We start from the raw sequence: 25,227 nt of genomic DNA, 5'->3' as shown, positions 1-25,227 counted from the left end.
GCGACGTTGTTTCCCGCCCCTCGCGATTCGAATTATTGGGGTATTTATTTTACAGGTTAAAAAATAATTCCCGCATCCATACACACTTGAAATAAATCATTCGGCCGAATAGAAGCATAATTTACGCATTATTAAAGCCGTATGCGGCGCCCACACTATTTTTTTACAAAAAAACGTTTTTTATTAACATGCAACTGGCTAATACATAACGATTTTTATGGGTAATAAATGCCGAAATCAATTATTCTCCATGAGAAAATTATCAGATTGACTTTATTTTCAATGTCATTAAGCAAAACTTTCTTTTATTTATTCCGCTTAATATATACATATTCGCTATGGCCTTTGTTATTCCTATAATAAACTACCCTACCATTATCTATACATGTTACTGTGTAAAGATAGCTTTAATTTAATTTCGCCATAGCTATTGGTGCATGACAGGAGGAGCCAGCATGTTGAGACATTTAAGCCATGATGAAAAAAAACGCATGCAGACTCTAGGCACATTACGCAATCTTGAAACATCTCAAGACGATATTCTTAATAAGCTCACCGGGCTGGCTTGCCAGGTATTGAAAATGCCCACCTCATTGGTGACATTGAGCGGCTCTCACAAACAGCATGTTAAGGCAAAAACCAATTTCGCCCTGCATGAAATGGAAAAATTGGGTTCGTTCGATCAGTTCGCGGCGCAGACCGGCTGTTTTCTTATCTGCCAGGATGCGATGAAAGACGAGCGCTTTAAAAACAGCCCTTACGTCGCAGGCGCCCCCTATATTCGCTTTTATGCCGGCATTCCCCTATTTACCGAGGAGGGGTACGCCATCGGCACGCTGTGCGTTATCGATTACGTCCCGCGGACGTTCAGCATGTTCCAACTGCACACGCTGAAAAATTTGGCGAACATCGCCATGTCGCTGATTAACTACCGCAATGCCATCGGCCTGGTCGATGCGGTAACGATGCTGCCGAATCGCCAGCAGCTGATCGAAGATATTAACCATATGACGGACATCCATGAGAACTATTTGCTGTTTCTCATCGAGTGTATTGATATTTCCTATGCTCACCAAATGAGCCGCGCGCTGGGCATGCCGACGGTGGAAAGCATGTTGAAAGATATTGGCATGTTCCTGCGTGTGTCCTTTAACTTTCGCGATAGCGTTTACTGTACGGCGTTAGGTCGCTACGCCCTGCTGATTAAAGCCGATAGAAAGGAGCAGATTCTGGCGCGGCTCGACGACTGCGCCGAACGCATTCAGGAGAGCATTATCAGCCATATTCCGTTAAAGCTGGAATTATTCGTCGGCTATACGGAATTTAGAATTCCGGCGAGCGATCCGCAGCGGATCCTGCGCGAGTCAATGAGCGCGCTGTACGACGCCATCAACAACAATACCCGCCAGCGCGCCTACCACGAAGGCAGCGATAAGGCTCAGCAGCTGACTTTCACCCTGCTTAACGAACTTTCCGATGTGCTGCAGCATGATAAGCCCGGACTCTACCTGGTTTATCAGCCGAAGCTGCATATCCGCACCCGCAAGGTTATTGGCGCGGAGGCGCTTTTACGCTGGCGCCAGTCTGAATTAGGCGACATTATGCCGGATAAGTTTATTCCGCTGGCGGAAGGCACCACCTTAATGCAGCCGTTAACGGAATGGGTTATCAGGCAGACCGCGCGGCAGGTGAAAATATGGCGCCGAGCCGGGATAGCTTTTCCCGTTTCCATCAACGTCGCCGCCAGTAATTTCGCCGAAGAAAAGTTCATTTCGCGGTTAATTAGCCACCTCGATGCGCACGATCTCACCTCGGCGGACATTGAGCTGGAGTGCGTTGAAACGCAGAAAATCGTGGAAAGCTCGAAGGCGCTGGCCACCATTTTGGAACTCAAACAGCGAGGCTTTACTATTTCTCTGGATGATTTCGGCACCGGCTACAGCAATTTAAACTATCTGAAGAATATTCCGGCTTCGATAATCAAGCTGGATAAGTCGCTGATTCAAGATATTAAAAACAACCTGGATAGCCGCATCGTCGTCGAATCAATCATCAGCATGCTGCACAAATTGAATTACGATGTTCTCGCCGAAGGCGTTGAAGATAAAGAGACGCTGGATTTCCTCGACAGTTTTGGTTGCGACGAGGTTCAGGGTTACTACTTTTCCCGACCGCTCCTGCCGGAAGATTTCATAGCGTGGCTGAGTCATCATGAAGCGCGGATAACCGCGTAACGCGCCGCCGCCATGCGTTTTGTTGTTGAATCCGAACCGCTCTCACTCATAAAGCGGCGCAAAGGCCTAATGCCGTTCACTTAAGCCGCTTTTTAGGGAAAACACCGGGGGAGATTCCCGCAGGGACGCCTCACCCCGGTGGCCGCCCCGTGTATCTCGATGCTTAAACGATCGGCGTTAGCGGAAAGGCCGGCGATTTTATCGGGGCGACAAGGGCGTTTATGTACTACCGTAAGAAGAGTGCGAAAACGTGAATCCCGGCATCCCGAATATCAGTTGCGTAAACTTTTTATGAGCATTTTTGACAATCAGCAAGATATTAACGATCTGCGGCGGGCCATTACCCTGCTTGAGTCGCCCTCCCTCACCATACAGCTGGCGAACCTGGTCGGCGGGCCGCTTGAATGGGGCCTGTCCAAGCTGCCGAATTTGGTAAAAAACAGAGTGCAGAGCGTGGTGCATAGCGCATTGAACAAGTCCGTCGACGCCGCGCTCTATACCATGGACGACGAACCGAAAAGAGCGTCATCGCCCAAAACGCATAAGCTGGCCGCCGCCGCATCCGGCGCGGTCAGCGGTTTTTTCGGCGCGGCGGGATTACTGGTCGAGCTCCCCGTCAGCACCACGATTATGATGCGCTCCGTCGCGGATATCGCCCGCGGCGAAGGCTTTTCGCTGGCGGATTTCTCCGTCAAGGCCGCCTGCGTTGAGGTCTTCGCGCTCGGCGGCCGCGGTAAACACGACGATGCCGCCGAATCAGCCTATTACGCTTCCCGCGCGATGGTGGCGGATATTACCAAACACGCCGCCCGTGAATTGGTGGATATCGCCGGCAAAAAAGGCGCGGAAAAAGCCTCGGCGCGCATCACCACCTCGCAGGCCGGCAGAGCGCTGGCGAAGCTGATCGATGTCGTCGCGGCGCGCTTGGGCATTACCGTCACGGAAAAGATAGCGGCGCAAATCGTTCCGGTTATCGGCGCCGCCAGCGGGGCGGCGATCAATACCCTGTTTATTAATCATTATCAGCATATGGCGCAGGGGCACTTCATCATCAAACGCCTGGAGCGGAAATATGGCGAGGATGTCATCAAATCGGCTTATATTCAGTTAAAAGACGGCGATCCATCCGACTAATTCTGCTCCATCGCCTGCAGCACCCGTTTGTCGGATATGGGGAACGGCGTTCCCAACTGCTGAGCGAAATAGCTTACCCGCAGCTCTTCAATCATCCAGCGAACGGCGGTGACATCCTCATCGTCGCGGCGCTCGGCCGGCAGTTTATTCAGCCACTGCCGCCAGGCCTGCTGCACCCGTTCGACTTTCAGCATTTGCGCCCGGTCGCGGTGTACGTCCAGCGCCAGTTTTTCCAAGCGGCGGTCGATCGCCTGCAGGTAGCGCAGCACGTCCGGCAGGCGCTGCCAGCCGTTGGCGGTGACGAAACCGCGGAACACCAGGCCGCCGAGCTGGTTTTTTACATCGCTCAGCGCCAGCGCCATCGCCATATCCACCCGCCCTTTCAGCCGCTTGTTGATGGCGAACACCGCCGTCAGGATCTGCTCCACCTGCTTGGCGATATCGACCACCGTCTCATTGAGCTCAGCGCGGACCTTCTCATGCAGACGCCGGAATTCCGCCTCTTGCCGGATCGGCCCGCCGAATTCGGCAATCAGTTTATCGACCGCGCAGGCGATACAGTCGTCGATCAGATCGAGCACTTTGCCATAAGGATTGAAATAGAGCCCCAGCTTCGCCTTGTTCGGCAGCTTCTCGTGCAGGTACTTAATCGGCGACGGAATATTCAGCAGCAGCAAACGCCGCAATCCCAGGCGCATCACCTGCTGCTGCTGATGGGGCGTGTCGAATAGGCGGATCGCCACGCTCTCCTTCTCATCCACCAATGCCGGGTACGCCTTCACGGAGTAGCCGCCGCGTTTCTGTTCGCAGCAATCCGGCAGCGAACCGAAGCTCCAGACATGGAGGCCGCGCTGCTCCAGACCGTCGTCGACCACCTCGGACAGGGTCTGCTGCACCTTATCCTTAAGCTGCTCTTTCAGCGCATTGAGATCCTTGCCTTCCCGCAGGGGGCGGTTTTTATCATCCAGCACGCGAAACGTCATTTTGAGGTGGTCGGGAACCTGCTCCCAATGCCACTCTTCACGCGGTACCGAGACGCCCGTCATCAGGCGAAGTTCGCGCTCCAGCGCGTCCAGCAGCCCTTTTTGCAACGGCGTGGTCCGGGCCAGAAACGCGTCGGCGTAGTTCGGCGCCGGAACGAAATTACGCCGTATCGGCTTGGGCAATGATTTGATCAAGGCGATAACCAGCTCACGCCGCACGCCGGGGATCTGCCATTCAAAGCCCTCTTCCCGCACCTGATTAAGAATGGGCAGCGGGATATGCACCGTTACGCCGTCGGCGTCGGTTCCCGGTTCGAACTGATAGGAGAGCCGCAGCTTCAGGCTTTCCTGATGCCAGAAGTTCGGGTAGTCCAGCGCGCTGACGCTATCCGCCCCATCCTTGATCAGCATGCTTTTTTCAAAATTCAGCAGATCGGCGTCTTCGCGGCCGGCGCTTTTCCACCATGCGTCGAAGTGGCGCGCCGAAATAATATCGTGCGGCAAACGCCGATCGTAAAAGGCAAACAGCGTTTCATCATCCACCAGAATATCGCGGCGGCGGGATTTGTTTTCCAGCTCTTCCACTTCCGCCAACAGTTTCAGGTTGGCGCGGAAAAACGCGTGGCGGGTTTGCCAGTCGCCTTCCACCAGCGCGTGGCGAATAAACAGCTCACGTGCCAATACCGGGTCGATCCGGCTGTAATTCACCTTGCGCGCCGCCACGATGGGCAGCCCGAACAGCGTGACCTTCTCCTGCGCCATCACCACGCCGGCGGCTTTTTCCCAATGCGGTTCGCTGTAGCTGCGTTTAATCAGGTGCTGCGCCAGCGGCTCGATCCATTCCGGATCGATGCGCGCCGCGATGCGTCCCCATAGCCGGCTGGTTTCCACCAGCTCCGCCACCATCGCCCATTTGGGCGGCTTTTTGAACAGTCCCGAGCCGGGGAAGATGGCGAAACGCGCATTGCGCGCGCCGCTGAACTCCTGCTTATCGATATCCTTCTGACCGATATGCGATAACAGGCCGGTCAACAGGGCGCAGTGGATGCTGCGATAGTCGGCGGGCGCGCTGTTAATCGGCAGGCCCTGCTCTTTAACCACCTGACGCAGCTGCGTATAGATATCCTGCCATTCGCGCACGCGCAGATAATTCAGATAATCGCTGCGGCACAAGCGGCGGAACTGGCTGGAGGACAAGGCTTTTTGCTGTTCGCGCAGAGAGTCCCACAGGTTGACGAACGTCATAAAATCGGACTCTTTATCGGCGAAGCGCCGATGCTTTTCATCCGCGGCCTGTTTCTTATCCAGCGGGCGTTCGCGCGGATCCTGAATGGAGAGCGCGGCGGTAATCACCATCACTTCGCGCACGCAGCCGGTGCGGCGCGCCTCCAGCACCATGCGCGCCAAGCGCGGGTCGATGGGCAGTTGAGACAGCTGCCGCCCCAGCGGCGTCAGACGGTAACGCCCGTTTTCGGCCGACGTAATCGCGCTCAGCTCCTCCAACAGCCGTACGCCATCCTGGATGTTGCGTTTATCCGGCGCCTCCACAAAAGGAAACGCCGCGATGTCGCCCAGCCCCAGCGCGGTCATTTGCAATATTACCGACGCCAGATTGGTGCGCAGAATTTCAGGGTCGGTAAACTCCGGACGCGACAGAAAATCCTGCTCGGAATAGAGGCGGATACAGACCCCGGCGGCCACGCGTCCGCAGCGGCCTTTACGCTGGTTGGCCGAGGCCTGGGAAATAGGTTCGATGGGCAGGCGCTGCACTTTGGTGCGGAAACTGTAGCGGCTGATACGCGCCGTGCCGGGATCGATGACGTAGCGGATGCCCGGCACGGTCAGCGACGTTTCGGCCACGTTGGTCGCCAGCACGATACGGCGGCCGTGGTGGGATTGAAAAACCCGGTTCTGCTCCTGGTTAGAGAGCCGGGCGTAGAGCGGCAGGATCTCAGTATGGGGCAAATCCAGCTTGGTTAAGGCATCGGCCGTATCGCGAATCTCCCGCTCGCCGCTCATAAAAATCAGGATATCACCCGGCCCCTCACGGCCCAGTTCATCCACCGCATCAAAGATGGCCTGTAGCTGATCGCGGTCGCCGTCCTCGGCGTCGTCCGCCACCGGGCGATAGCGGACATCGACCGGGTATGTGCGCCCGGACACCTCGATAATCGGCGCGTCGGCGAAATGGCGCGAAAAACGCTGGGGATCGATAGTGGCCGAGGTAATAATAATTTTTAAATCAGGGCGTTTCGGCAGCAGCTGGCGCAGATAACCCAGAATGAAATCAATATTCAGGCTGCGTTCGTGCGCCTCATCGATAATCAGGGTGTCATACTGCATCAGCAGGCGATCCTGCTGTATTTCCGCCAGCAGAATGCCGTCGGTCATCAGCTTCACCAGGGTATTATCGCCCACCCGATCGTTAAAACGGACCTTGTAACCCACGCATCCGCCCAGCGGCGTCTCCAGTTCGGCGGCGATACGATCGGCCACCGTTCTGGCGGCCAGACGGCGCGGCTGCGTGTGGCCGATCGATCCGCGAACGCCCCGCCCCAGCTCCAGGCAGATTTTCGGCAGCTGCGTGGTTTTGCCCGAACCGGTCTCCCCCGCCACGATAATGACCTGATGTTCGCGCAGGGCGTTCAGTATTTCGTCTTTTTTCTGGCTGACCGGCAGCTGTTCCGGGTAACGGATGGATGGGCAGGCGGCGCGGCGGTTTTCCACGCGCTGCCGGGCCGCGGCGATCTCACCTTCAATTTCCTGTGCGATCGCCGCCTGCGCTTTCGGGCTGCCGACTTTATCGGCCCCCTGTAAACGCCGACGCAGGCGCTGCCGATCGAGGAGCATTAACGCATCAAGCTGCGAAGATAATGCGTTGAGAGGTGATTTCACGTTGCGGTTCCTTATTGCTGTCCTTCATCGACGGAACGGTGTTACGTCATGATGTTTTTCATTTTTTTCGCCGGGCATGGTAGCACATTAGCGGCCAGGGCTATAACTAAGGCGCTTATTCAATAAATTCGAACGATGCGCTCGAAATATTGCACTTTCAGGCCATGAAAACGCCGCATAAAATAAGCCCATCGGAGACATTCGTCACGAGGTCCGAACTCAATCAATAAGGAATTGGCATGAGCAAAGTACTGGTTCTAAAATCAAGCATCCTGGCAAATTTTTCTCAGTCAAATCAGTTAGCTGACTATTTCAGCGCGCAATGGCGCTCCGCTCACCCCGGCGATAGCATCACCGTTCGCGATTTAGCGGCGCAGCCGATTCCGGTGCTGGACGGCGAATTGGTCGGCGCGCTGCGTCCGTCGGATGCGCCGCTGACGCCGCGTCAACAGGAAGCGTTAAAACTGTCCGATGAGCTGATCGCCGAACTGCAGGCGAACGACATTATTGTGCTGGCGGCGCCGATGTATAACTTCAACATCCCGACGCAGTTGAAAAACTACTTTGACCTGATTGCCCGCGCCGGCGTCACCTTCCGCTATACCGAACAGGGACCGGAAGGGCTGGTGAAAGGCAAACGCGCCATCGTGCTGACCAGCCGCGGCGGCATCCATAAGGATACCCCGACCGACCTGCTGGAACCCTATGTGCGTCTGTTCCTGGGCTTTATCGGCATCACCGAGGTCGAATTCGTCTTTGCCGAAGGCATCGCATACGGTCCGGACGTGGCGGAGAAAGCCGTTGACGCCGCCAAAGCGCAGCTATCCCAGTTAGCCGGCGCCTAACGCAACATCATCATTGTTACCTTGTCACTTATTTTTTCTATTTAGCGTTTTATTGCGCGCCGAACGGCGCGCTTTTTTATCGCGCCCGGCGCAAGCGCCGCTAAAAAACCGCGTGAGGCTATTTAGCAAACCGCCTCCGCCTACGTTATCCCCGCGCGTTTGACCCTATTTTTATGCGGATGCGGAGGCCATTTCATCCCCCATTTTTATTTCCTGTCGGGAGCGCTTGCCGGTTTCTCCAGCAACTGAGCGGCCTCTTTATCGGCTTTGATATAAATTTCATGCTCGATTTTAACGTTCATATTGATGGTTATCGGCTCTTTAGGAGCCGCCACTTCTATCCGCGGCACGCACCCTGCCAGTAGCAGTACGCCGAGCGCTCCCGGCAATGTATACAGAGTTTTCATCATCCCATCCTGAATTTATTCATTCGCCTGCTGCTCCAGCGTATCCTGCAAATTAGCGCCGAAACGCAAGCTGCGCCATAGCTGGAAAATATTCTCCTGATGGCGGTAATTCAGCACCACCTGCCGCTCCGCGCTCAGCGTCGGGTTCTTCCCCTGGACCTGCGAAGTCAGCAGCAGTTCGCCCTGATTGTTCAGTTCAACGGCGGCATAGGAACGGCCGATCTCCAGATAGCGCAGCCAGCCGATGGCGGCGCCGCCGGCCCTGTTTTTACGCTCCAACTCATCGGCCAACTGCCGATCCAGCCGCAGCGTCAGATAGCTATCGTTGACGATCCGCCCCTTGCGCACCAGCATGCTCGGATGGTTGAAATTAAGCGGCAGCACGCCGCTTACCTTGCCGGACATGGCGATCTGTTTTTGCTTCAATGCCGTCAGCAGTTCGCTGAGCTCCACGCTCCGCACCGTCAGTAGGGCGTCATCACGTTGCGGCCAGCGTAAGGCGGAGAGCGCGATATGACCGCCTAAGATGTTCATCCCCGCCTGCGACAACGTCAGCGGCCGTTTTTCGCTGTAGGGATAGTATCCTTGCAGATCGACGCGGATATCCGTCATGCGAAACAGGTTATCCAGCGTGTCGATCCGCAGCGTGACCGGCCGCTTCACGCCTAACTGCCAATGCCGATCCTGCAGGCGATAGGGAAGAATAAAATTCACCCCGCGCACTTCGCCATCCTGCAGCCATACGCCGCCGTTTTTCACCACCCAGTGCCCACCGGCGCGGAACCCTTCCCCGCGCGCCGCGGAAAAAGCGGACTGCGCGTAAAACTCTCCGCTGCGGATATTCATTTTCAGCCGGGGAGAAAGCAGCGGTTGAAACACCGTAAGCGGCTGCTGCGGCCACCATGCGCCGCCGCGCAGGCGTTCGCCGTCCCAACGGCCGCGCAGCGTAACCGGGCCGATATCCTGCGCCCGCAGCTGCCCCTGGATAAGAAAATCGTCGGGCGTACGTCCGGCCAGCTTCAGCGTTACCCGCGACGGCGGAAGATAGCCGCCGTTACTGAAATCCACCCGCGCCGTCGCCAGCTGGAGCGCGCCTTGAAAAGACGCGTCCGGCTGACTACGCTGCCAGCGCAGCGGTTGCGCGAGAGTCAGCCGGGGCCGGTGCGCCGTCACCAGCCCATAACTCAGCCGATCCAGCCCGCTGGAAAGCTGCTCGACCTCAATAAGCGAGTCCTGCCAGCGGCCCCGGCCGGCGACATCCCATTTGGCCTTTAACGGCGGCAGTCGCCCGCGTCCCCAGTAACGCCAGCGCCATTGCCCCCGATCCGGCCAGAAATCCTGCGCCAGCCCGTCCAGATGCAGATTGAACCGCCCCCAATATGCGTCACGCGCTTTGACTATCGCCTGTAGCCGCCCATTAACGCCGTTCGAACCGATCCGTACGCCGGCCAACGGCCAGCGCGCCTCCTCAAGCCGGAGCTGCGGCGCCAGCGTTCCCCAGGCGCGCAGTAACGCCCCCGGCAAAAGAGACAGCTCGGGGTTTAATACCGACCCCCTGATCATGCCCGGCAGCGAGGCGGTCAGCGACATGTCGGAGAGATTGGCCTGTCCGGTCAACTGAAAACGCAGTTGGCTGTTGATTAACCCCAGATTGCCCGGCCCCAGCGTCAGCACCGCATTGGCTTTGCCGTTATGCCCTTGCGTCAGCATATTCATGCGCGCCTCGATGCGGGTTTGCTCCCATCCCCGGCGCCAGTGCTGTAATACAACGGATACCCGGCCGGACAACGGCTGCGCGGCGTAAGGCCAGCGCCAAACGCCGTTATCGATACGTATTGTTTCCGACGTCAGCCGCCACGGCAATGACGCCAAAGGTTCATCGTCGCCAGCGGCGCGCAACGCCAGCGCGCCCTGCGATCCGCGCCAGTCCAGCGATAGCGTGACCGGCTCCGGCGTTTGGCCGGTAGCCAAACGCCCGGTTAAGGCGCCCTGTTCGGGCGGCAGAGACAGCGAATCGGCCAGCGTTAGCTCGCCGCCGACCTCCAGTCGGGCGTCGGGCGTTGCCAGCAGGCCGTCGCGCACAATAAGGCGCCGCTGATTCAGCTCCGCCTGAAAAGCCAGACGCCGGCCCTGATAGCTCAGCGTCTGGCGCCCGGCGCCATCGGCGCTGAAGCGCACCCGACCCGCGTACTCCCGCCAGGGCAGCAGCGTGAAGGCGTCGATCGCAATATCCGCCGCCGGCAATCGCCGCTGCCATTGCGACAGGCGCGACGGCGCAGCCTCCTCCGCCGTGGAGAGCCGCGACAGACAGCCGCTATCCAGCGTCACCGCGTCTATGCCGACGCGCCAGCGGCCGGCCTGCCGATGCAATGTGACATTGCGTACGTCGGCCAGCCGGCAGTCGCCGACGTTCAGGCTGTAGCCATCGCTTCTCAGCCCGCCGTCATGCCAAACGGGGGAGGAATCCAGCGTCACCGACATCTCCGGCGGCAGCCAAACGCCCAGCAAACGGGGGAGCCACTGCGGCATGCCGCGCCAGGCCGCCGCCAGCAGCAGGATCAATAGCAATAGCGCAAAACCGGCCAGCGAATATTTTTTAGTCATTAAGAAATATCGAGCATCCTGTCGCAGGCTCCCATAAAAAGGTAATGCGTTCGCTTAAGTCGGTTCTCAGGGGAAACACGGTGAGGTTCCCGTAGGGAGCCTCACCCCGGTGGCCGCCCTGTGCATTTCGATACTTAAACGATCGGCGCTACCCGCCCAAAGGGGGGATTTTCTGCTTTATTCTGTAGATATTAGAGAGTTACTCCCTGTCCCTTTCATAGCGTAGACCGCGATTCGCGACTCTGGCGAATTTTATTAACGCCATATCACTCTCGTGGAGTGACAGTTATCCAAGCAACGGTTTGTCTGTTCATTATTTTCTGATAGTTTAACAAAAGGATTTTGCGGAGAAACACGCTATGAAATTGGCAGTTTACAGTACTAAACAATACGATCGTAAGTACCTGGAGCAGGTTAACCAGCAGTTTGGCTATCAAATTGAATTTTTTGATTTTATGTTGACGACGCGGACCACGACGACCGCGGCGGGCTGCCAGGCCGTGTGTATTTTCGTTAATGATGACGGCGGCCGCGAGGTATTAACCAAACTGGCGGAACTGGGGATAAAAATAGTGGCGCTGCGTTGCGCCGGGTTTAACAACGTCGATCTTGACGCCGCCAAGGAGCTGGGCATAAAGGTGGTCCGGGTGCCGGCCTATTCGCCGGAAGCCATCGCCGAACATGCCGTCGGCATGATGATGTGTCTGAACCGCCGCATCCACCGCGCCTACCAGCGTACCCGCGACGCCAATTTCTCTCTGGAGGGGTTGATCGGTTTTAATATGCATAACCGCACCGCGGGCATCATCGGCACCGGGAAAATCGGCATCGCCACCATGCGGATCCTCAAAGGCTTCGGCATGCGTCTGCTGGCGTTCGACCCCTATCCGAACCCCCAGGCTCTGGAGCTAGGCGCGGAATACGTCGATCTGAAAACACTGTATGCCCGCTCGGATGTGATTTCGCTCCACTGCCCGCTGACGCCGGAAAACCACCATCTGTTGAATCAGAGCGCTTTCGCGCAGATGAAAAACGGCGTGATGATCGTCAATACCAGCCGGGGCGGATTAATCGACTCGCAGGCGGCCATCGACGCGCTGAAGCAGCAGAAAATCGGCGCGCTGGGCATGGACGTTTATGAGAACGAACGCGACCTGTTCTTTGCGGATAAATCCAACGACGTTATTCAGGATGACGTCTTCCGCCGTCTGTCCGCCTGTCATAACGTCCTGTTTACCGGGCATCAGGCGTTCCTGACGGAGGAGGCGCTGACCAGTATTTCGCAGACGACATTGCAAAACCTGCGTCAGGTAAGCCAGGATGAGGCGTGCCCTAACCTGTTGAACCCGTAAGGCGGCCCGACTATCCCCTGCGACGGCCCGACGCCGCGCAGGGATCATCCCGCGGGACAGGTTCCATTTATCAATGAACGTTCATCGCAACGCTTGCCGTTAGCCAGCTGGCAGGTTCCCACGCTGGCGCCGTTCAGCTGTCTGGATAGCGCCATCGTTCCCCCTATTAATGAACAGCTCGCATCGGCAGGCGAATCGCTTTTCAGCCGCACGGCGGCGTCGCTGTTAAATGAAGCGTTACGCTGGGCTACGGCGTTGGTTTCTTCGCTATTGCTGCTGCAGCCGGACAGCGCCAGGACAGCGCCAGCGAATAACCATTGATGCAATTTCATGCTCTGGCTCCGAATGATTTTATTATCAGATTTTGCACCACTCTATTTACCACACCTCATTTCGCCGTCACACCGATAAATGCGCCAATAGGGTAAAAGATCAATAAAGCGGAGAGGGGGCGGATTTTTTTCCAATCCCCACCTGAATAAGCATGCCGATAAACGCGACCCCTGCCGCGATAATCGGCAGCAGGAAGACGTCCAGATTAAAGGACAATATCAACCCGCCGGCGAGGCGCCCGCCGCGCTGCCGAGATAAAGCGCGGACTCATTCAGCGCCACGGCCAGATTACCATCTCCGGTATGTTCTCTAGCGAGAATCAGCTGATGATTTTGCGGCACCTGCAACGCCCATCCAACCGCGCCCCAGAGCATCACGGGAATGGTCACCAGCCAAATATTCCAGCGCGCCATAATCGGCATCGCCAGCAGCGAAAGCGTTAATATGCTCATGATGCCTAACGTCAGCGCCGGTCCGCTGATTCGGTTGGCTATCGAGCCGACAAGCACGCTCCCCAGAATACCGCCGACGCCCCAGAGCCAAAGCCACGGCACGATCGAATGCACATGAAGAGTGATCATCATGAACGGCGCCATAAAGGTATACATTCCCAGGCTGGCAATCGCCGCCAGGAACGACACCAATAAAATCGCCGACACGTTGCGATCGCGCAAAATCGACAGTTTCCGGCGCATGGATACCGCCGTCGCCGCAGGTAAAACCGGCGGGAGTTTCACCCAAATCCCGATAAACGCTATCAATCCCAATCCGGCAATCAGCCACAGCGCGGATGGCCATCCGGCCAGGTCTGCCACGACCAAACTTAGCGGTACGCCCAGCACCGCTCCGCTGGCCATTCCGCCCATCAAAACCGCAATCGATTTACCGCGCGCGTTAGCCCCTGAAAGCGCGGCGGCGACGGAAATAGCGGTAGCCAGATAGACGCCGGCGCCAATACCGGCCAGCGCGCGAAAAATCAGTAATGCCGTCATATTGTCCGCCAGTGCGCTCGCCGCATTCGCGAGCACAAATAGTGCCAACGCCCACAGTAATCCCTCGCGCTGCCGGCCGGCGGGGAGAACGGCGACGACCAACGGCGAACCTACCCCATAAGCCAGAGTAAAGGCGGTGACCAATTGTGCGGCCATGGCCGCGGGAATAGAAAAACTCTCTTCAATCAACGGAACCAGTCCGGCGGTAACGTACGACGCCATCCCCAGGGCGAACGCCCCCATCGAAATTAAGCAGACCAGCGTCCGACTATTTTTTTGCCGCATAATTACCTCCCAATATAGATGCGCCCACAACGGATACGCTATATTCTTCGAAGTTTTATGGGGTTACAATTTAAGCATTTATGCTGTTACTAAAGGTAATATAATGGCGGCGCCGCGTGTTCGTTCCGATTTGGCGGAATTCCTGCGTAAACACAGAGAACGCATCTCTCCACTAGATGTCGGGCTGCCGACGGGCTCTCGCCGCCGAACGCCGGGATTGCGGCGGGAAGAGGTCGCGACATTGGCGGGGGTCGGATTGACATGGTACACATGGCTGGAACAGGGCCGTGATATTGGCGTTTCCGGCCAATTTTTAGATCGACTGGCGACTATTTTCAAACTGGACGCCGCAGAGCGTCGCCATTTGTACCTGCTTGCCCATCAACGCCCGCCGGCGGAAAATGGCAAAACGGTTTGTGTGGTTCCCCCGCTGGTGCGGCGTTTGATTGCTGATTTACCTCACCGCGTGGTCTATGTCCTCAATCTGCGCTGGGATGTGCTGACATGGAATCACGCCGCCGACCGCATTTTCCATTTTTCATCGCAACCCGCAGGGCGGCGTAATCTGTTGTGGATGCTATACGGTAATCCAGAGACTCAGCGGCTGTTTTCCCCCTGGGAGCGGCAGGCGCCGCTTATCTTAGCCAGTTTCAAACGCGATTTCGCCCGCGCGCCGGCGGCGCATGATATTCACGACTTGGTTAACCAACTGGAAAAGATCTCCCCTGACTTTCATAACCACTGGCACCGGCAGAGTGTTCAGGGGTCATGTTCAGGAACGCGCGCCTTGATGATTGAAGATCTCGGCGAGATTATATTTGAGCACACAACGCTCACTCTCGACGAAGAGCGTCACCTGCGGCTGGTTTATTACGCCACGGAAAAAACGCCCGAGCCGCGTTTTGATGCCTGGCTGAAGCGCGGCCGGCCGTCATGACGCCGGCGAGGAAATAAAACTCTCTGGCATTCGGCGGCGTAATCCGTACCATACACGCCATACTTATGCATGCCGGTTAACAACCTGCACGGTAACTATTTGCCCCTGTGACGCCCCGGCCCAAACGAGCACATGTAAAAATGGAAGAGAAACAGCAAGTTAATAAAAAAGAGCAGTACAATTTGAACAAACTTCAAAAGCGTCTGCGCCGTAACGTGGGTGAGGCTATCGCCGACTTCAATATGATTGAAGAAGGCGATCGCATTATGGTTTGCCTGTCCGGCGGTAAGGACAGCTTCACCATGCTGGAGATTCTGCGTAATCTGCAACAAAGCGCCCCGGTTAACTTTTCGTTGGTTGCCGTCAATCTTGACCAGAAACAGCCCGGCTTTCCTGAACATGTGTTGCCGCAATACCTTGATAGCATCGGGATCGAATACCGGATCGTCGAAGAGAATACCTACGGCATTGTGAAAGAGAAAATTCCTGAGGGCAAAACCACCTGTTCGCTCTGTTCGCGCCTGCGCCGCGGCATTTTGTATCGGACGGCGAGCGAGTTGGGCGCCAGCAAAATCGCCCTCGGCCACCACCGCGACGATATGCTGCAAACGCTGTTTCTAAACATGTTTTACGGCGGAAAACTGAAAGGTATGCCGCCCAAGCTGATGAGCGACGATGGCCAGCACGTGGTTATCCGCCCTCTGGCCTACTGTCGTGAAAAAGACATCGAGCGTTTCGCCGAAGCGCGCCGGTATCCGATTATCCCCTGCAATCTTTGCGGTTCTCAGCCCAATCTACAGCGTCAGGTGATCAAAGAGATGCTGCGCGACTGGGATAAACGTTATCCCGGCCGTATCGAAACCATGTTCAGCGCGATGCAAAACGTGGTGCCCTCCCACCTCGCCGATAATGCGCTGTTTGATTTCAAAAGCATTCGCCACGGCGATGAAGTCATTGATGGCGGCGATCTGGCCTTCGACCGCGAAGAGATCCCTCTGCGGCCCGCGGGCTGGCGGCCGAACGACGATGAGGCGGCGCCGTCCGCGGCGCGGCTCGACGTATTGGAAATAAAATAAAACGGCGGTCGGTTAAATAAACGCCGGAAGCGTTTTTTAACCTCGCTGGCGACGGCTCGAGAAGCGCGCGGATAGGTGGCTAGCTATAAAAAAAATGCCGACGAATCGTCGGCATGGTGTGAATCAATTGTGCTATGCAGTAATTCAAAAAAGGAAGTAAGACAATATGGAGCGCAACGCCCATCGCTTGACGTTGCATTCACCTGCGGGGGTGATAGTGCCGTACACCAGCGCGAAAAATGTTGATATTGCTCAAGGTAGACGGTTTTTTTTCAACGCACGCAGGACATCTGTGATGCGTTACGCAATAACGCTTGCCCTATTTTCATAGCCATTTACTGCGTTTTAACCACCAGGCAACGCCGGCGACTAAAACTACCAACATCAGGCAAAAAATGCCGAATCCGTACGGAGAGCTGTTGCCTGGCATCCCGCCCAAATTGACGCCAAATAACCCGGTCAAAAAAGTCGTGGGTAAAAAAATCATCGCCATCAGCGACATCGTATAGGTGCGCCGGTTCATGGCGTCGGTCATCAGCGTGGTGATTTCATCCGCCAACACCGTGGTGCGGGCGATGCTGGCATCCAGATCTTCCAATCCGCGCCCCAGTCTGTCGGAGATTTCCTGCATTCTGCGGCGGTCGTCATCCTGCATCCAGGGGAATTTTTCCACCGACAGGCGGGAAAATACATCGCGCTGCGGCGTCATATAGCGCCGTAATACGATTAGCTGTTTGCGGATCAGCGCCAGCTCGCCTTGCTGAGGGGTTTTCTGTTCCAGCAGATCCTCTTCAAGCACGATAATATTTTCATGCAGATCGTCGATAAAATCGCTGGCGTGGTCGGTCAGCGCCTCCGCAATGGAAACCAGCCAGCTTCCGCTGTCGGTTGGGCCATGGCCCTCCTGCAGATCCTCCAGCACTTCATCAATGGCCGAGAGTTTGCGTCTGCGGGTAGAGATGATCAGCGTATCCGTAATAAAAATCCGCAGGGCGACCAACTGATCCGGCCGCGCGTTTTCGTTGCGATTAATGCTGCGCAGCGTAATCATCGTGCCCTCGCCCAGGCGGGTAACCCGAGGCCGAACGCTTTCCCCCAACAGCGCATCGCGCACGCTGTCCGGCACCAGGCTGGTTTCAGTCAGCCAGTTGGCGCTATCCGGCTTGGTGGAGTCGAGGTGTACCCAGCAAGGTGTCGCGCTGGTTACGACGTCGTCGTGGCCTATCGGTACGATCCCGCCTTTGCCATTCAACTGATACGCATAAACGGCACCGGTATGTTGCAGTTCTTTTCCTTCAAAGGGTTCCACATTCGCCTCCGGTGATAATCCTTTTACCTCTTCGTTGCAAACTTGATTCACGGCAACGATCGTGCCGGCTTCCTCACGAAGAGAAGCTGAGAAGCCGGTCGCGGCGTTTTAATTAATGTTTAATGATATAAAGCATATGGCTGTACGCCACGTCTTCAGGATTGGTGATGGGATAGCCTTTAACCCAGGGCTTAATCAACCGTCCATTGGTATATTGATAAATAGGCGCAATGGGCGCTTCCTCCATCAGAATTTGCTCCGCCTTGTTGTAATCATCATTCAACGCCTGAGCATGGGTCTGGTTGCTCGCTTCGTCCAGCAACCGATCGTAATCGGCATTCTTAAAGCGCGCCAGATTGCCGCTATGCCGCGAGGTTAATAGCGACAGGAAAGTGGACGCCTCGTTATAGTCCCCCACCCAGGAGGCCCGCACCACGTCAAAATTACCGCTGTTACGGCTATCAATATAGGTCTGCCACTCCTGGTTGGATAATTTTACCTCGACGCCCAGCTTCGTCTTCCACATTGACGCCACCGCGACGGCGATCTTCTGGTGGCTTTCCGATGAGTTATACAGCAGCGACAGCTTCAGCGGCCTGCCGGGGCCGTAGCCGGCGGCGGACATCAGGGCTTTGGCCTGGGCATCCAGCTCCGCCTGGGAATATTGCTGCAGCAGGCTCTCGGTCGGCTTAAAGCCGGCGGTGACATCCGGCGTAAAGTGGTAAGCGGGTTTCTCGCCGGTCCCCAACACCTTTTCCGCGATGATTTTGCGATCGATGGCGTAAGAGAGCGCTTTCCTTACGCGCACATCGTTCATCGGCGCGCGCTGGGTATTAAAAGCATAGTAGTAGGTTCCCAGCTGTTCCGGGGTGTAGACCTGCCCGGGCAGATCTTTCAACAACTTGCGGTACTGATTTTTGGGGAACGATTCGGTGATATCGATATCGCCGGACAAATAGCGTTTGGTCGCGTTCGACTCCTGATTAATCGGCACGAAAGTGACCTTGGTTAATTGGGTGTTGACGTGATCCCAATAATAGTCGTTCGGCGCCAGCACCAGCTTTTCGTTTACCACCCTCTCGCGTAATTTGAATGCGCCGTTACCCACCAGATTGCCGGGCTTGGTCCAGTCGCTGCCGTACTTTTCCACCGTCGCCTGGTGAACCGGGAACAGGCTGAAATTCGCCGTCAGGCTGACGAAATAAGGCACCGACCTGCTGAGCTGCACCTTTAGCGTATGGTCGTCAACCGCCGTCACGCCCAGACGTTCGGCGGGCAGTTTGCCATCGATGATTTGATCGGCGTTCATGATTCCCGCCAGACGGGCAAACCAGGCGAAAGTCGACGAATTCTCCGGCGCGACCAAACGGCGCCAGCTGTAAACAAAATCCTTCGCCGTAACCGGATCGCCGTTAGACCAGCGCGCATTCTCGCGTAAGGTAAAAATAAAGGTGCGGTTATCGCTGGCCTGCCAATGCTGCGCGACGCCCGGCACAATATTGCCATGCTCATCCTGATTGACCAGACCCTCAAACAGATCGCGCGCCACCTGCGCCTCCGGCAGACCCACCGCCTTTATCGGATCCAGCGATGCGGGCTCATCCTTGATATGACGAACAATTTCCTGTTTTTCGGACAGCGGGGTCCCGGGCGGAACCTGCGCGGCGCCGACGTTTGCCGCCGCCGCCGCGAGCAGGGCGGAACATAATGCAGAATGCGCGTATCGCATAATAAATTATCTCGGAGAATGATGAGTTTACTGAATAATATAATATCCCCTTCATACTTCAAGCCGCAGGTGCGTTGGCTTTCCTACAAATCGAACTCTTTTGGATATAGCGGCCGGCGCAAGCGCCCCTACCGCCGCATTTGGCGCCATTCGCATCATAGATGCTATTTTCAGCATCAGCCGTTATGATGAAAATAAGGTTGAAGATATCGATAGGCGGACATATGGACAACAACACTATCGCCCGGCGCGCGCGCCAGTTACGCGGCAACCTGCCCTCGCTGGGCGAGCCTTACGGAAAGTCGCTGCTGGGCGCGCCCTTGCTCTATTTCCCGGCCGAATTGCCGCAGCGCGACAGCGGGCTGGTGATCGCGGGAACCCACGGCGAAGAGACGGCATCCGTCATTACGCTATCGTGCGCGTTGCGAACCCTGATGCCCGGCCAACGCCAACATCATGTGGTGCTGGCGGTTAACCCCGACGGCTGCCAGTTAGGGTTACGCTCGAATGCAAACGGCGTCGATCTCAATCGAAATTTTCCCGCCGCCAACTGGCGGCCGGGCAATACGGTATACCGCTGGAACAGCGACGCCGCAGAACGGGATGTTACGCTCTCCACCGGGAAGATGCCGGCTTCGGAGCCTGAAACAAAAGCGATCTGCGGCCTGATTGAGAAACTTAACCCCGCCTGGGTTGTCTCTTTTCATGAGCCTCTCGCCTGCATCGACGATCCGCACCTTTCCCCTTTGGGGCAGTGGCTGGCGCAACAATTCGCTTTACCGCTGGTGCCGGACGTCGGCTACGACACCCCCGGCTCTTTCGGCAGCTGGTGCGCCGAGCGCAGGCTGCCGTGCGTTACCGTGGAACTGCCGCCGATATCGGCAGACGCCGCCAGCGAATGCTACCTAAACGCAATGAGCGCATTGTTATGTCATAATTTTAATACCAATGTTGCCAACGTTGCCTTAAACTGAGCAACATGTTAATCACCTGTAATTAGAGGACGCATACATGTCACAGAACGTACATTTCCAAGGCAATCCCGTGCCGCTGGCAGGCACTTTCCCGGCAAAAGGCGATAAGGCCAAAGCCTTCACGTTGGTTGCCAAGGACCTGTCGGACGTCTCTCTCAGCAGCTATGCTGGTAAACGTAAAATTCTGAATATTTTCCCGAGCATCGATACCGGCGTTTGCGCCACGTCTGTGCGTAAATTCAACCAGTTGGCTTCGGAATTGGATAACGCCGTCGTGCTGTGCATCTCCGCCGATCTGCCGTTTGCGCAGGCCCGTTTTTGCGGAGCGGAAGGGTTGAACAACGTCGTGGTGCTTTCCACGCTGCGCGGCGCCGAGTTCAAAGAGAATTACGGCGTCGCCATTGCCGACGGCGCGCTGAAAGGGCTGACGGCGCGCGCCGTGGTGATCCTTGATGAGAACGACACTGTCGTATACAGCGAACTGGTGAACGAAATCACCACCGAACCGGATTATGATAGCGCCCTGGCGGCGTTGAAATAACCCCGTTTGCCTAAATCTAATGCCGATCGTTTAAGTATCGAAATACACGGGGCGACCACAGGGGTGAGGCGTCCCTACGGGAACCTCCCCCTGTGTTTCCCCTAAAAATGGGCTTAAGTGAACAGCATTAGTTTGCCTAAATCGGCCTATTTACGGCCTGTAAAAATCCGGCGGCGCCAGCGCTGTCGGATTTTTTTATGGCGCGCGTCCCGCCCCCGGCGACGTTTTTTATCGCGTGCGGCCAGGGGCGATAGCGGCGCGTCAATCGCCCTGAGTATGTAAAGAAACGACGGCGCAACGCTGTTCCATGCGCCGTTCCCGGCGCAGCACCCAGCAGGCGCCGGCCACCAGAACCAGCATAACGCCCCACTCCACGCCCAGCGCGGCAATCAGCGCCGACGCATAATCGCCGCCGGCGGTATGCAGCATCTGCACCAGCACCGTACCCAGCATGATCGGCCCGATGCCCAGCGCAGCCTGCTGCACCGTGGACAGCAGCGCGCTGCCGGAGCCAGCGTGCGCCAGCGGCACGTCGGACAGGCCGATACGATAAAAACTGCTGACGATAAACGCCTGGCCGAATCCCACCAGTATCGTCGCGGGAAGCAGGCCGAAAATCGTCAGCGCCGGCCACGTCGCCGCTAACGTCGCCATCAGCATCAGCAGACCGATCATCTGAATAACACAGCCGATAATCAGCGTGCGTATTTTCCCCACCCGCTCCGTTACCCGGCCGCTCAGTAACGACGAGATAAAATAGGCCGCCCCAAGCCCGATAAAGCTATTGCCGGACTGCAACGGCGAGAAACCGGCGCCCGACTGCAATACGTAAGCGACGGTGAACATAAAGCCGCTCCAGCAGGAAAAAAACAGCACCGCGATCCCCAGCCCAAAGCGGACGCTGGGCAAGCGCAGCAGCGTCGGCGGCAGCAGCGGCGCCTGGCCGCGTTGTTCCTGCCTCTGCTCCACTCGCCAGAGCAGAGGAAACAGCACGATACTCGCCAGCAGTGCGGCGATGCAGGGCCACGGCCAGCGCCAGAGCGGGCCTAACGCCAGCGGGAATAACAGACAGGCGATCGCCAGCGCCAGCAAAACCGTGCCGGAGAGATCGAGGGGCACGCGTTTTTCTCCCCGGGTATCCGGCACCCACAGCGGAGAGCAGAGCAATATCAGCAGGCAGAACGGCAAATTCACCAGAAAAACGCTGCGCCAGCCATAGCCGCCGATATCCAGCTTCAGCAGCACGCCGCCCAGCACCTGACCGATAATAAACGCCAGTCCGCCGATGGCGCTGTAGATCCCCAGCGTGCGGGCATGTTTCCGCCCGCGCAGGCTCACATGAATGGTCGCCAGTATTTGCGGTACGATCAGCGCCGCGCCGATCCCCTGCAACGTTCTCGCCAGCAGCAGCAACCACACGCTTTGCGCAATCCCGCACAGCAGCGAAGCCACGGCGAACACCACGATACCGCACATAAATACCTGACGGCGTCCCAGGTTATCGCCTAGGCGTCCCCCCATCGCCAGCGATACGGCAAACGCCACCCCATAGACCGAAACCACCAATTCCAGCTCCGCCGGGCTGGCCGACAGCGTCCGCGCCATGGATTCCAGCGCCACGTTGACGATGGAAAAATCAATCATCGGCAGCAACTGCCCGGTCAGTAACACAACCAGGCCGATGCGGCTTAGACCTTGTGCAAGTGAAACCTGTTTCATTCTCTCGTACCCATTTGTTTTTATGACCCGAGTGTGCGCATAACCATTGTGCTCATCACCGTTGAGCGCTAGCATCACAGGTAAATTAAACGGGTACCAGTTCTTGTTTATCCTGGTATAAATACTACCAGTCTCGCGGGGAAACGCCTCAATGACGTCTATCGTAAACGAATCCTCCGGCCAAAACGCCGGCCAGCAGAATCGTAAAGTTCTGGGAACCTATTTACGCACCCGCCGTGAAAGCATCGACCCGACGCGGATAGGTTTATCGATCCCGCGCAAGCGACGCACGCCGGGGCTGCGGCGGGAAGACGTCGCGCTGCTGGCGGATGTGGGAATAACTTGGTACACCTGGCTGGAGCAGGGACGCCCGATCCGCACCTCGGCCAAAACCATGATGTCCATCGCCAAAGCGCTGCAGTTCAATGAAGAAGAGACCCGTCATCTGTTTATGCTGGCCAATCTGCCCTATTCGCCCACGGTGCGCGCCAGCTGTGAAAAGCTCACGGAAGACCATCAGCTGATTCTCGATCGGCTTAATCCTTTTCCCGCCGTGATCGTCAATGCCCGCTTCAGCATTCTGGGGTTCAACGACGCCTGGTGCAGACTGTTGAATATCAATCTGGCGAACATTCCGCAGGAAGACCGCAACTGCATCTATCTGGCGTTCAAAAATGCCGATTGGCAGGCTCGGCTGGTCGATTTACATGAGTTTTTGCGCCATATGGTGGCCATGTTTCGGGCCCGCATGGCGGAGCACAGCGGCGACCCCTTGTGGGAAAAACAGCTGCAGCGCTATCTGAACGAGTCGGAAACTTTCCGTCAGCTATGGCATCAGCGCTACGAAATCCAGGGCATCAACGACAAAACAAAGCGTTTTCTGCATCCGCAGTTGGGCACCATCTCGCTGCGTCAGATCAACTGGTGGACGGCGTCAAACAACGGCGACCGAATGCTGGTGTATATGCCGGACGACGAGCAGGATAAACAGGCGCTGGAAAAATTGTCGCAGCTCGCGTTCCCCGCCTGAGCGAACGAGCTCCGCGGCCGCCGCTACGGCGATATCGTCAAACACTCGTTGAGTTACGATGTCACTTTTATTTGCGACATACCGGCAGTGCCGTCCCCCCCGCCGGATTATGATTCATCCTCTTCGTCGGCGGCCTTACGCCCGCTGAGGCCGTATTCCCGCAGCTTGTTGGCTATCGCGGTGTGCGATACGCCCAGACGTTTCGCCAATTTACGGGTGCTGGGATAGGTTTGATAGAGCCGGGTTAATACCGAACGCTCAAAGCGCTTGCTGATCTCGTCCAGCGATCCTTCCAACTGCTCTTCGCTGTGCGGGTTTTCAACCGAAAAGGCGGGCAGATCGATATGCCGCATGCGCAGCTCATGGCCTTCCAACTGGGTCAATGCCCGATAGATGGAATTTTTCAGCTGGCGGACATTCCCCGGCCAGCCATACTGCGGCAGAAGCTGGCGCAGATCGGCGGCCAGTTTTGGCCGCGCAATGCCCTGTTCATCGGCAAAACGCGCCACGAACAGTTCCGTCAGCGGCAGGATGTCCGCCGGACGTTCACGCAGCGGCGGCAGCGTCAGCGTCAAGACATTAAGGCGGTAATAGAGATCTTCGCGAAATTCGCCGCGCTGCACCATTTCCAGCAGGTTTTTCTTCGTCGCGCAGATAACCCGGACATCCACATGAATTTCGTGATCTTCGCCTACCCGGCGAAAGGTTCCGTCATTAATAAAACGCAGCAGCTTGATCTGCATCTGCGGCGACATTTCGCCGACTTCGTCCAACAGCACGGAGCCGCCGTTCGCCTGCTCAAAAAAGCCCTTTTTGCCCTCCAGCGCGTTCGGATAGGCGCCCGGCGCGTGTCCGTAAAGTTCGCTTTCCATCACCTCATCGGGCAGCGACGCGCAGTTCAGCGCCAGAAACGGTTTTTTGCCGCGCGGGCCGCGCAGGTGACAGGCGCGGGCCAGCATATCTTTACCGGTTCCGGTATCGCCGACGATAAGTAAAGGCGCATCCAGCATCGCCAGCTTACGCGCCTGCTCGACCACCTGGCGCATTTTGGCGCTGATCGCCACCATATGCTCAAAGGCGCTGTCGTCATTGATCGATAAATCCTGCAGCTGCCGGCCCATGCGCACCGCGGATTTCAGCATAACCAGCGCGCCCGCCGTCGATTTTTCGCCCTTCTCGTCCTCCAGGTGAATCGGCGTGATTTCCAGCAGAAAATCCTGCCCGCGGATCACGACGCGCTGCGTGACCTGCTGGCTCCCCTGCTCCAGCCAATCGGTGAAATTATAGCCGGCGATCAGATTCGAGAGGGTCAGATTGCGCAGCTTTCCCGCGGCGGTATCGAACAGAGCGGCGGCGGCGGGATTAAACAACTCGATCTTGCCTTTCATGTCGAGGGAGAAAACCGGTTCGGGAATCGATTCCAATAGCGCGTTCAACGCCCGGTGTTCCCGTTCGGAGGGCATGAAAGCGACGGTTCGCACATCGCTGACGCTTTCAATGCGTCGAATTTCCGTCATCAGCAGGCGAAAATCATCAAAATCCAGCGTGGCGAAATTAAGATAAATGCGGCCAATAGGCGCGATCTCTATGCCGCGCAAATCAATATTGCGCGACGCCAGAAGATCCAGCAATTCGCGGGTCAGACCGATACGGTCTTCACAAAAGACTTCCAGACGCATCAACGGCAACCTTCCTCAACTTATGCGACAGGGCGATAATTAGCGATAATACCCTTTCAGCCGCGCCGGATGAAGTAAAGTGTCACTAAAAGTTGACACTCCGGCCGCCGCCCGGCAAATAGCGCGCGATTTCGTCGCCTGACGGCCGCGCTAATCGTGAGTCATAACC

The 25,227-nt window shown here is 56.7% G+C and carries 18 protein-coding genes; 9 read left to right on the top strand and 9 right to left on the bottom strand.

The features are described 5' to 3' along the window. Nucleotides 1-455 precede the first annotated feature (455 nt). Nucleotides 456-2,234, top strand: coding sequence for a sensor domain-containing phosphodiesterase (locus VSX58_RS02265; protein ID WP_327616620.1), 1,779 nt, complete (start codon nt 456-458; stop codon nt 2,232-2,234). A 291-nt stretch (nt 2,235-2,525) separates the two neighbouring features. After that, a complete protein-coding gene (locus VSX58_RS02260; protein WP_327616619.1) occupies nt 2,526-3,368 on the top strand; it encodes an EcsC family protein in 843 nt (280 codons plus the stop codon). Here the strand turns inward: VSX58_RS02260 and hrpA are convergent. Continuing rightward, entirely contained in the window at nt 3,365-7,246 is a 3,882-nt protein-coding gene (gene hrpA / locus VSX58_RS02255; RefSeq protein ID WP_327616618.1) for an ATP-dependent RNA helicase HrpA, read from the bottom strand. The genes VSX58_RS02260 and hrpA overlap by 4 nt on opposite strands. A gap of 239 nt (nt 7,247-7,485) precedes the next feature. Here hrpA and VSX58_RS02250 point away from each other — a divergent pair, with 239 nt between their 5' ends. Next, nucleotides 7,486-8,091: an FMN-dependent NADH-azoreductase gene (locus tag VSX58_RS02250; RefSeq protein ID WP_327615016.1), complete on the top strand. Its 606-nt coding sequence runs from the start codon at nt 7,486-7,488 to the stop codon at nt 8,089-8,091. Between the two features lie 206 nt (nt 8,092-8,297). On the opposite strand, the gene VSX58_RS02245 is transcribed toward VSX58_RS02250, so the two are convergent. Both VSX58_RS02245 and VSX58_RS02240 read right to left on the bottom strand, forming a co-directional pair. Then, a complete protein-coding gene (locus VSX58_RS02245; protein ID WP_327617042.1) occupies nt 8,298-8,498 on the bottom strand; it encodes a YnbE family lipoprotein in 201 nt (66 codons plus the stop codon). A gap of 15 nt (nt 8,499-8,513) precedes the next feature. After that, a complete protein-coding gene (locus VSX58_RS02240) occupies nt 8,514-11,102 on the bottom strand; it encodes a YdbH family protein (protein ID WP_327616617.1) in 2,589 nt (862 codons plus the stop codon). A gap of 359 nt (nt 11,103-11,461) precedes the next feature. On the opposite strand from VSX58_RS02240, the gene VSX58_RS02235 reads away from it, so the two are divergent. After that, nucleotides 11,462-12,454, top strand: a complete 993-nt coding sequence (locus tag VSX58_RS02235) for a 2-hydroxyacid dehydrogenase (RefSeq protein WP_327616616.1) — start codon at nt 11,462-11,464, stop codon at nt 12,452-12,454. A 44-nt stretch (nt 12,455-12,498) separates the two neighbouring features. Here the strand turns inward: VSX58_RS02235 and VSX58_RS02230 are convergent, their stop codons facing one another. Together VSX58_RS02230 and VSX58_RS02225 are read right to left on the bottom strand one after the other, a co-directional pair. After that, nucleotides 12,499-12,786 carry a putative hemolysin gene (locus VSX58_RS02230; RefSeq protein WP_327616615.1) on the bottom strand — a complete coding sequence of 96 codons (288 nt, stop codon included), beginning with the start codon at nt 12,784-12,786 and terminating at the stop codon, nt 12,499-12,501. Between the two features lie 219 nt (nt 12,787-13,005). Then, a complete protein-coding gene (locus VSX58_RS02225) occupies nt 13,006-14,064 on the bottom strand; it encodes an MFS transporter (RefSeq protein WP_327616614.1) in 1,059 nt (352 codons plus the stop codon). A gap of 103 nt (nt 14,065-14,167) precedes the next feature. On the opposite strand from VSX58_RS02225, the gene VSX58_RS02220 reads away from it, so the two are divergent. Both VSX58_RS02220 and ttcA read left to right on the top strand, forming a co-directional pair. Further along, on the top strand, nt 14,168-15,001 hold the full coding sequence (locus tag VSX58_RS02220) for a helix-turn-helix transcriptional regulator (protein WP_327616613.1): 834 nt from the start codon (nt 14,168-14,170) through the stop codon (nt 14,999-15,001). Between the two features lie 140 nt (nt 15,002-15,141). Beyond that, nucleotides 15,142-16,077 carry a tRNA 2-thiocytidine(32) synthetase TtcA gene (ttcA, locus tag VSX58_RS02215; protein WP_327616612.1) on the top strand — a complete coding sequence of 312 codons (936 nt, stop codon included), beginning with the start codon at nt 15,142-15,144 and terminating at the stop codon, nt 16,075-16,077. 325 nt (nt 16,078-16,402) lie between these two features. Here ttcA and zntB read toward each other — a convergent pair whose 3' ends face one another. Beyond that, on the bottom strand, nt 16,403-17,386 hold the full coding sequence (gene zntB, locus VSX58_RS02210) for a zinc transporter ZntB (protein WP_327615270.1): 984 nt from the start codon (nt 17,384-17,386) through the stop codon (nt 16,403-16,405). 112 nt (nt 17,387-17,498) lie between these two features. Continuing rightward, complete coding sequence (locus VSX58_RS02205) at nt 17,499-19,115, bottom strand: peptide ABC transporter substrate-binding protein (RefSeq protein ID WP_327616611.1); 1,617 nt, start codon at nt 19,113-19,115, stop codon at nt 17,499-17,501. A gap of 224 nt (nt 19,116-19,339) precedes the next feature. Here VSX58_RS02205 and mpaA point away from each other — a divergent pair, with 224 nt between their 5' ends. Both mpaA and tpx read left to right on the top strand, forming a co-directional pair. Beyond that, nucleotides 19,340-20,089 carry a murein tripeptide amidase MpaA gene (gene mpaA, locus VSX58_RS02200; RefSeq protein WP_327616610.1) on the top strand — a complete coding sequence of 250 codons (750 nt, stop codon included), beginning with the start codon at nt 19,340-19,342 and terminating at the stop codon, nt 20,087-20,089. Between the two features lie 37 nt (nt 20,090-20,126). After that, the gene (tpx, locus tag VSX58_RS02195; RefSeq protein ID WP_327615267.1) at nt 20,127-20,630 is read left to right on the top strand and encodes a thiol peroxidase; all 504 of its coding nucleotides are present in this window, start codon (nt 20,127-20,129) and stop codon (nt 20,628-20,630) included. 261 nt (nt 20,631-20,891) lie between these two features. On the opposite strand, the gene VSX58_RS02190 is transcribed toward tpx, so the two are convergent. After that, nucleotides 20,892-22,349 carry an MFS transporter gene (locus VSX58_RS02190; RefSeq protein WP_327616609.1) on the bottom strand — a complete coding sequence of 486 codons (1,458 nt, stop codon included), beginning with the start codon at nt 22,347-22,349 and terminating at the stop codon, nt 20,892-20,894. Nucleotides 22,350-22,500: 151 nt separating this feature from the next. Between VSX58_RS02190 and VSX58_RS02185 the strand changes: the two genes are divergently transcribed. Further along, a complete protein-coding gene (locus VSX58_RS02185; protein WP_327616608.1) occupies nt 22,501-23,379 on the top strand; it encodes a helix-turn-helix transcriptional regulator in 879 nt (292 codons plus the stop codon). Nucleotides 23,380-23,486: 107 nt separating this feature from the next. Here the strand turns inward: VSX58_RS02185 and tyrR are convergent, their stop codons facing one another. Next, nucleotides 23,487-25,058 carry a transcriptional regulator TyrR gene (tyrR, locus tag VSX58_RS02180; RefSeq protein ID WP_327616607.1) on the bottom strand — a complete coding sequence of 524 codons (1,572 nt, stop codon included), beginning with the start codon at nt 25,056-25,058 and terminating at the stop codon, nt 23,487-23,489. Nucleotides 25,059-25,227: the final 169 nt, after the last annotated feature.

Source organism: Brenneria populi, assembly GCF_036016195.1.
Taxonomy (GTDB): Bacteria; Pseudomonadota; Gammaproteobacteria; order Enterobacterales; family Enterobacteriaceae; genus Brenneria; species Brenneria populi.
This window is presented reverse-complemented; position numbering and strand designations above follow the sequence as displayed.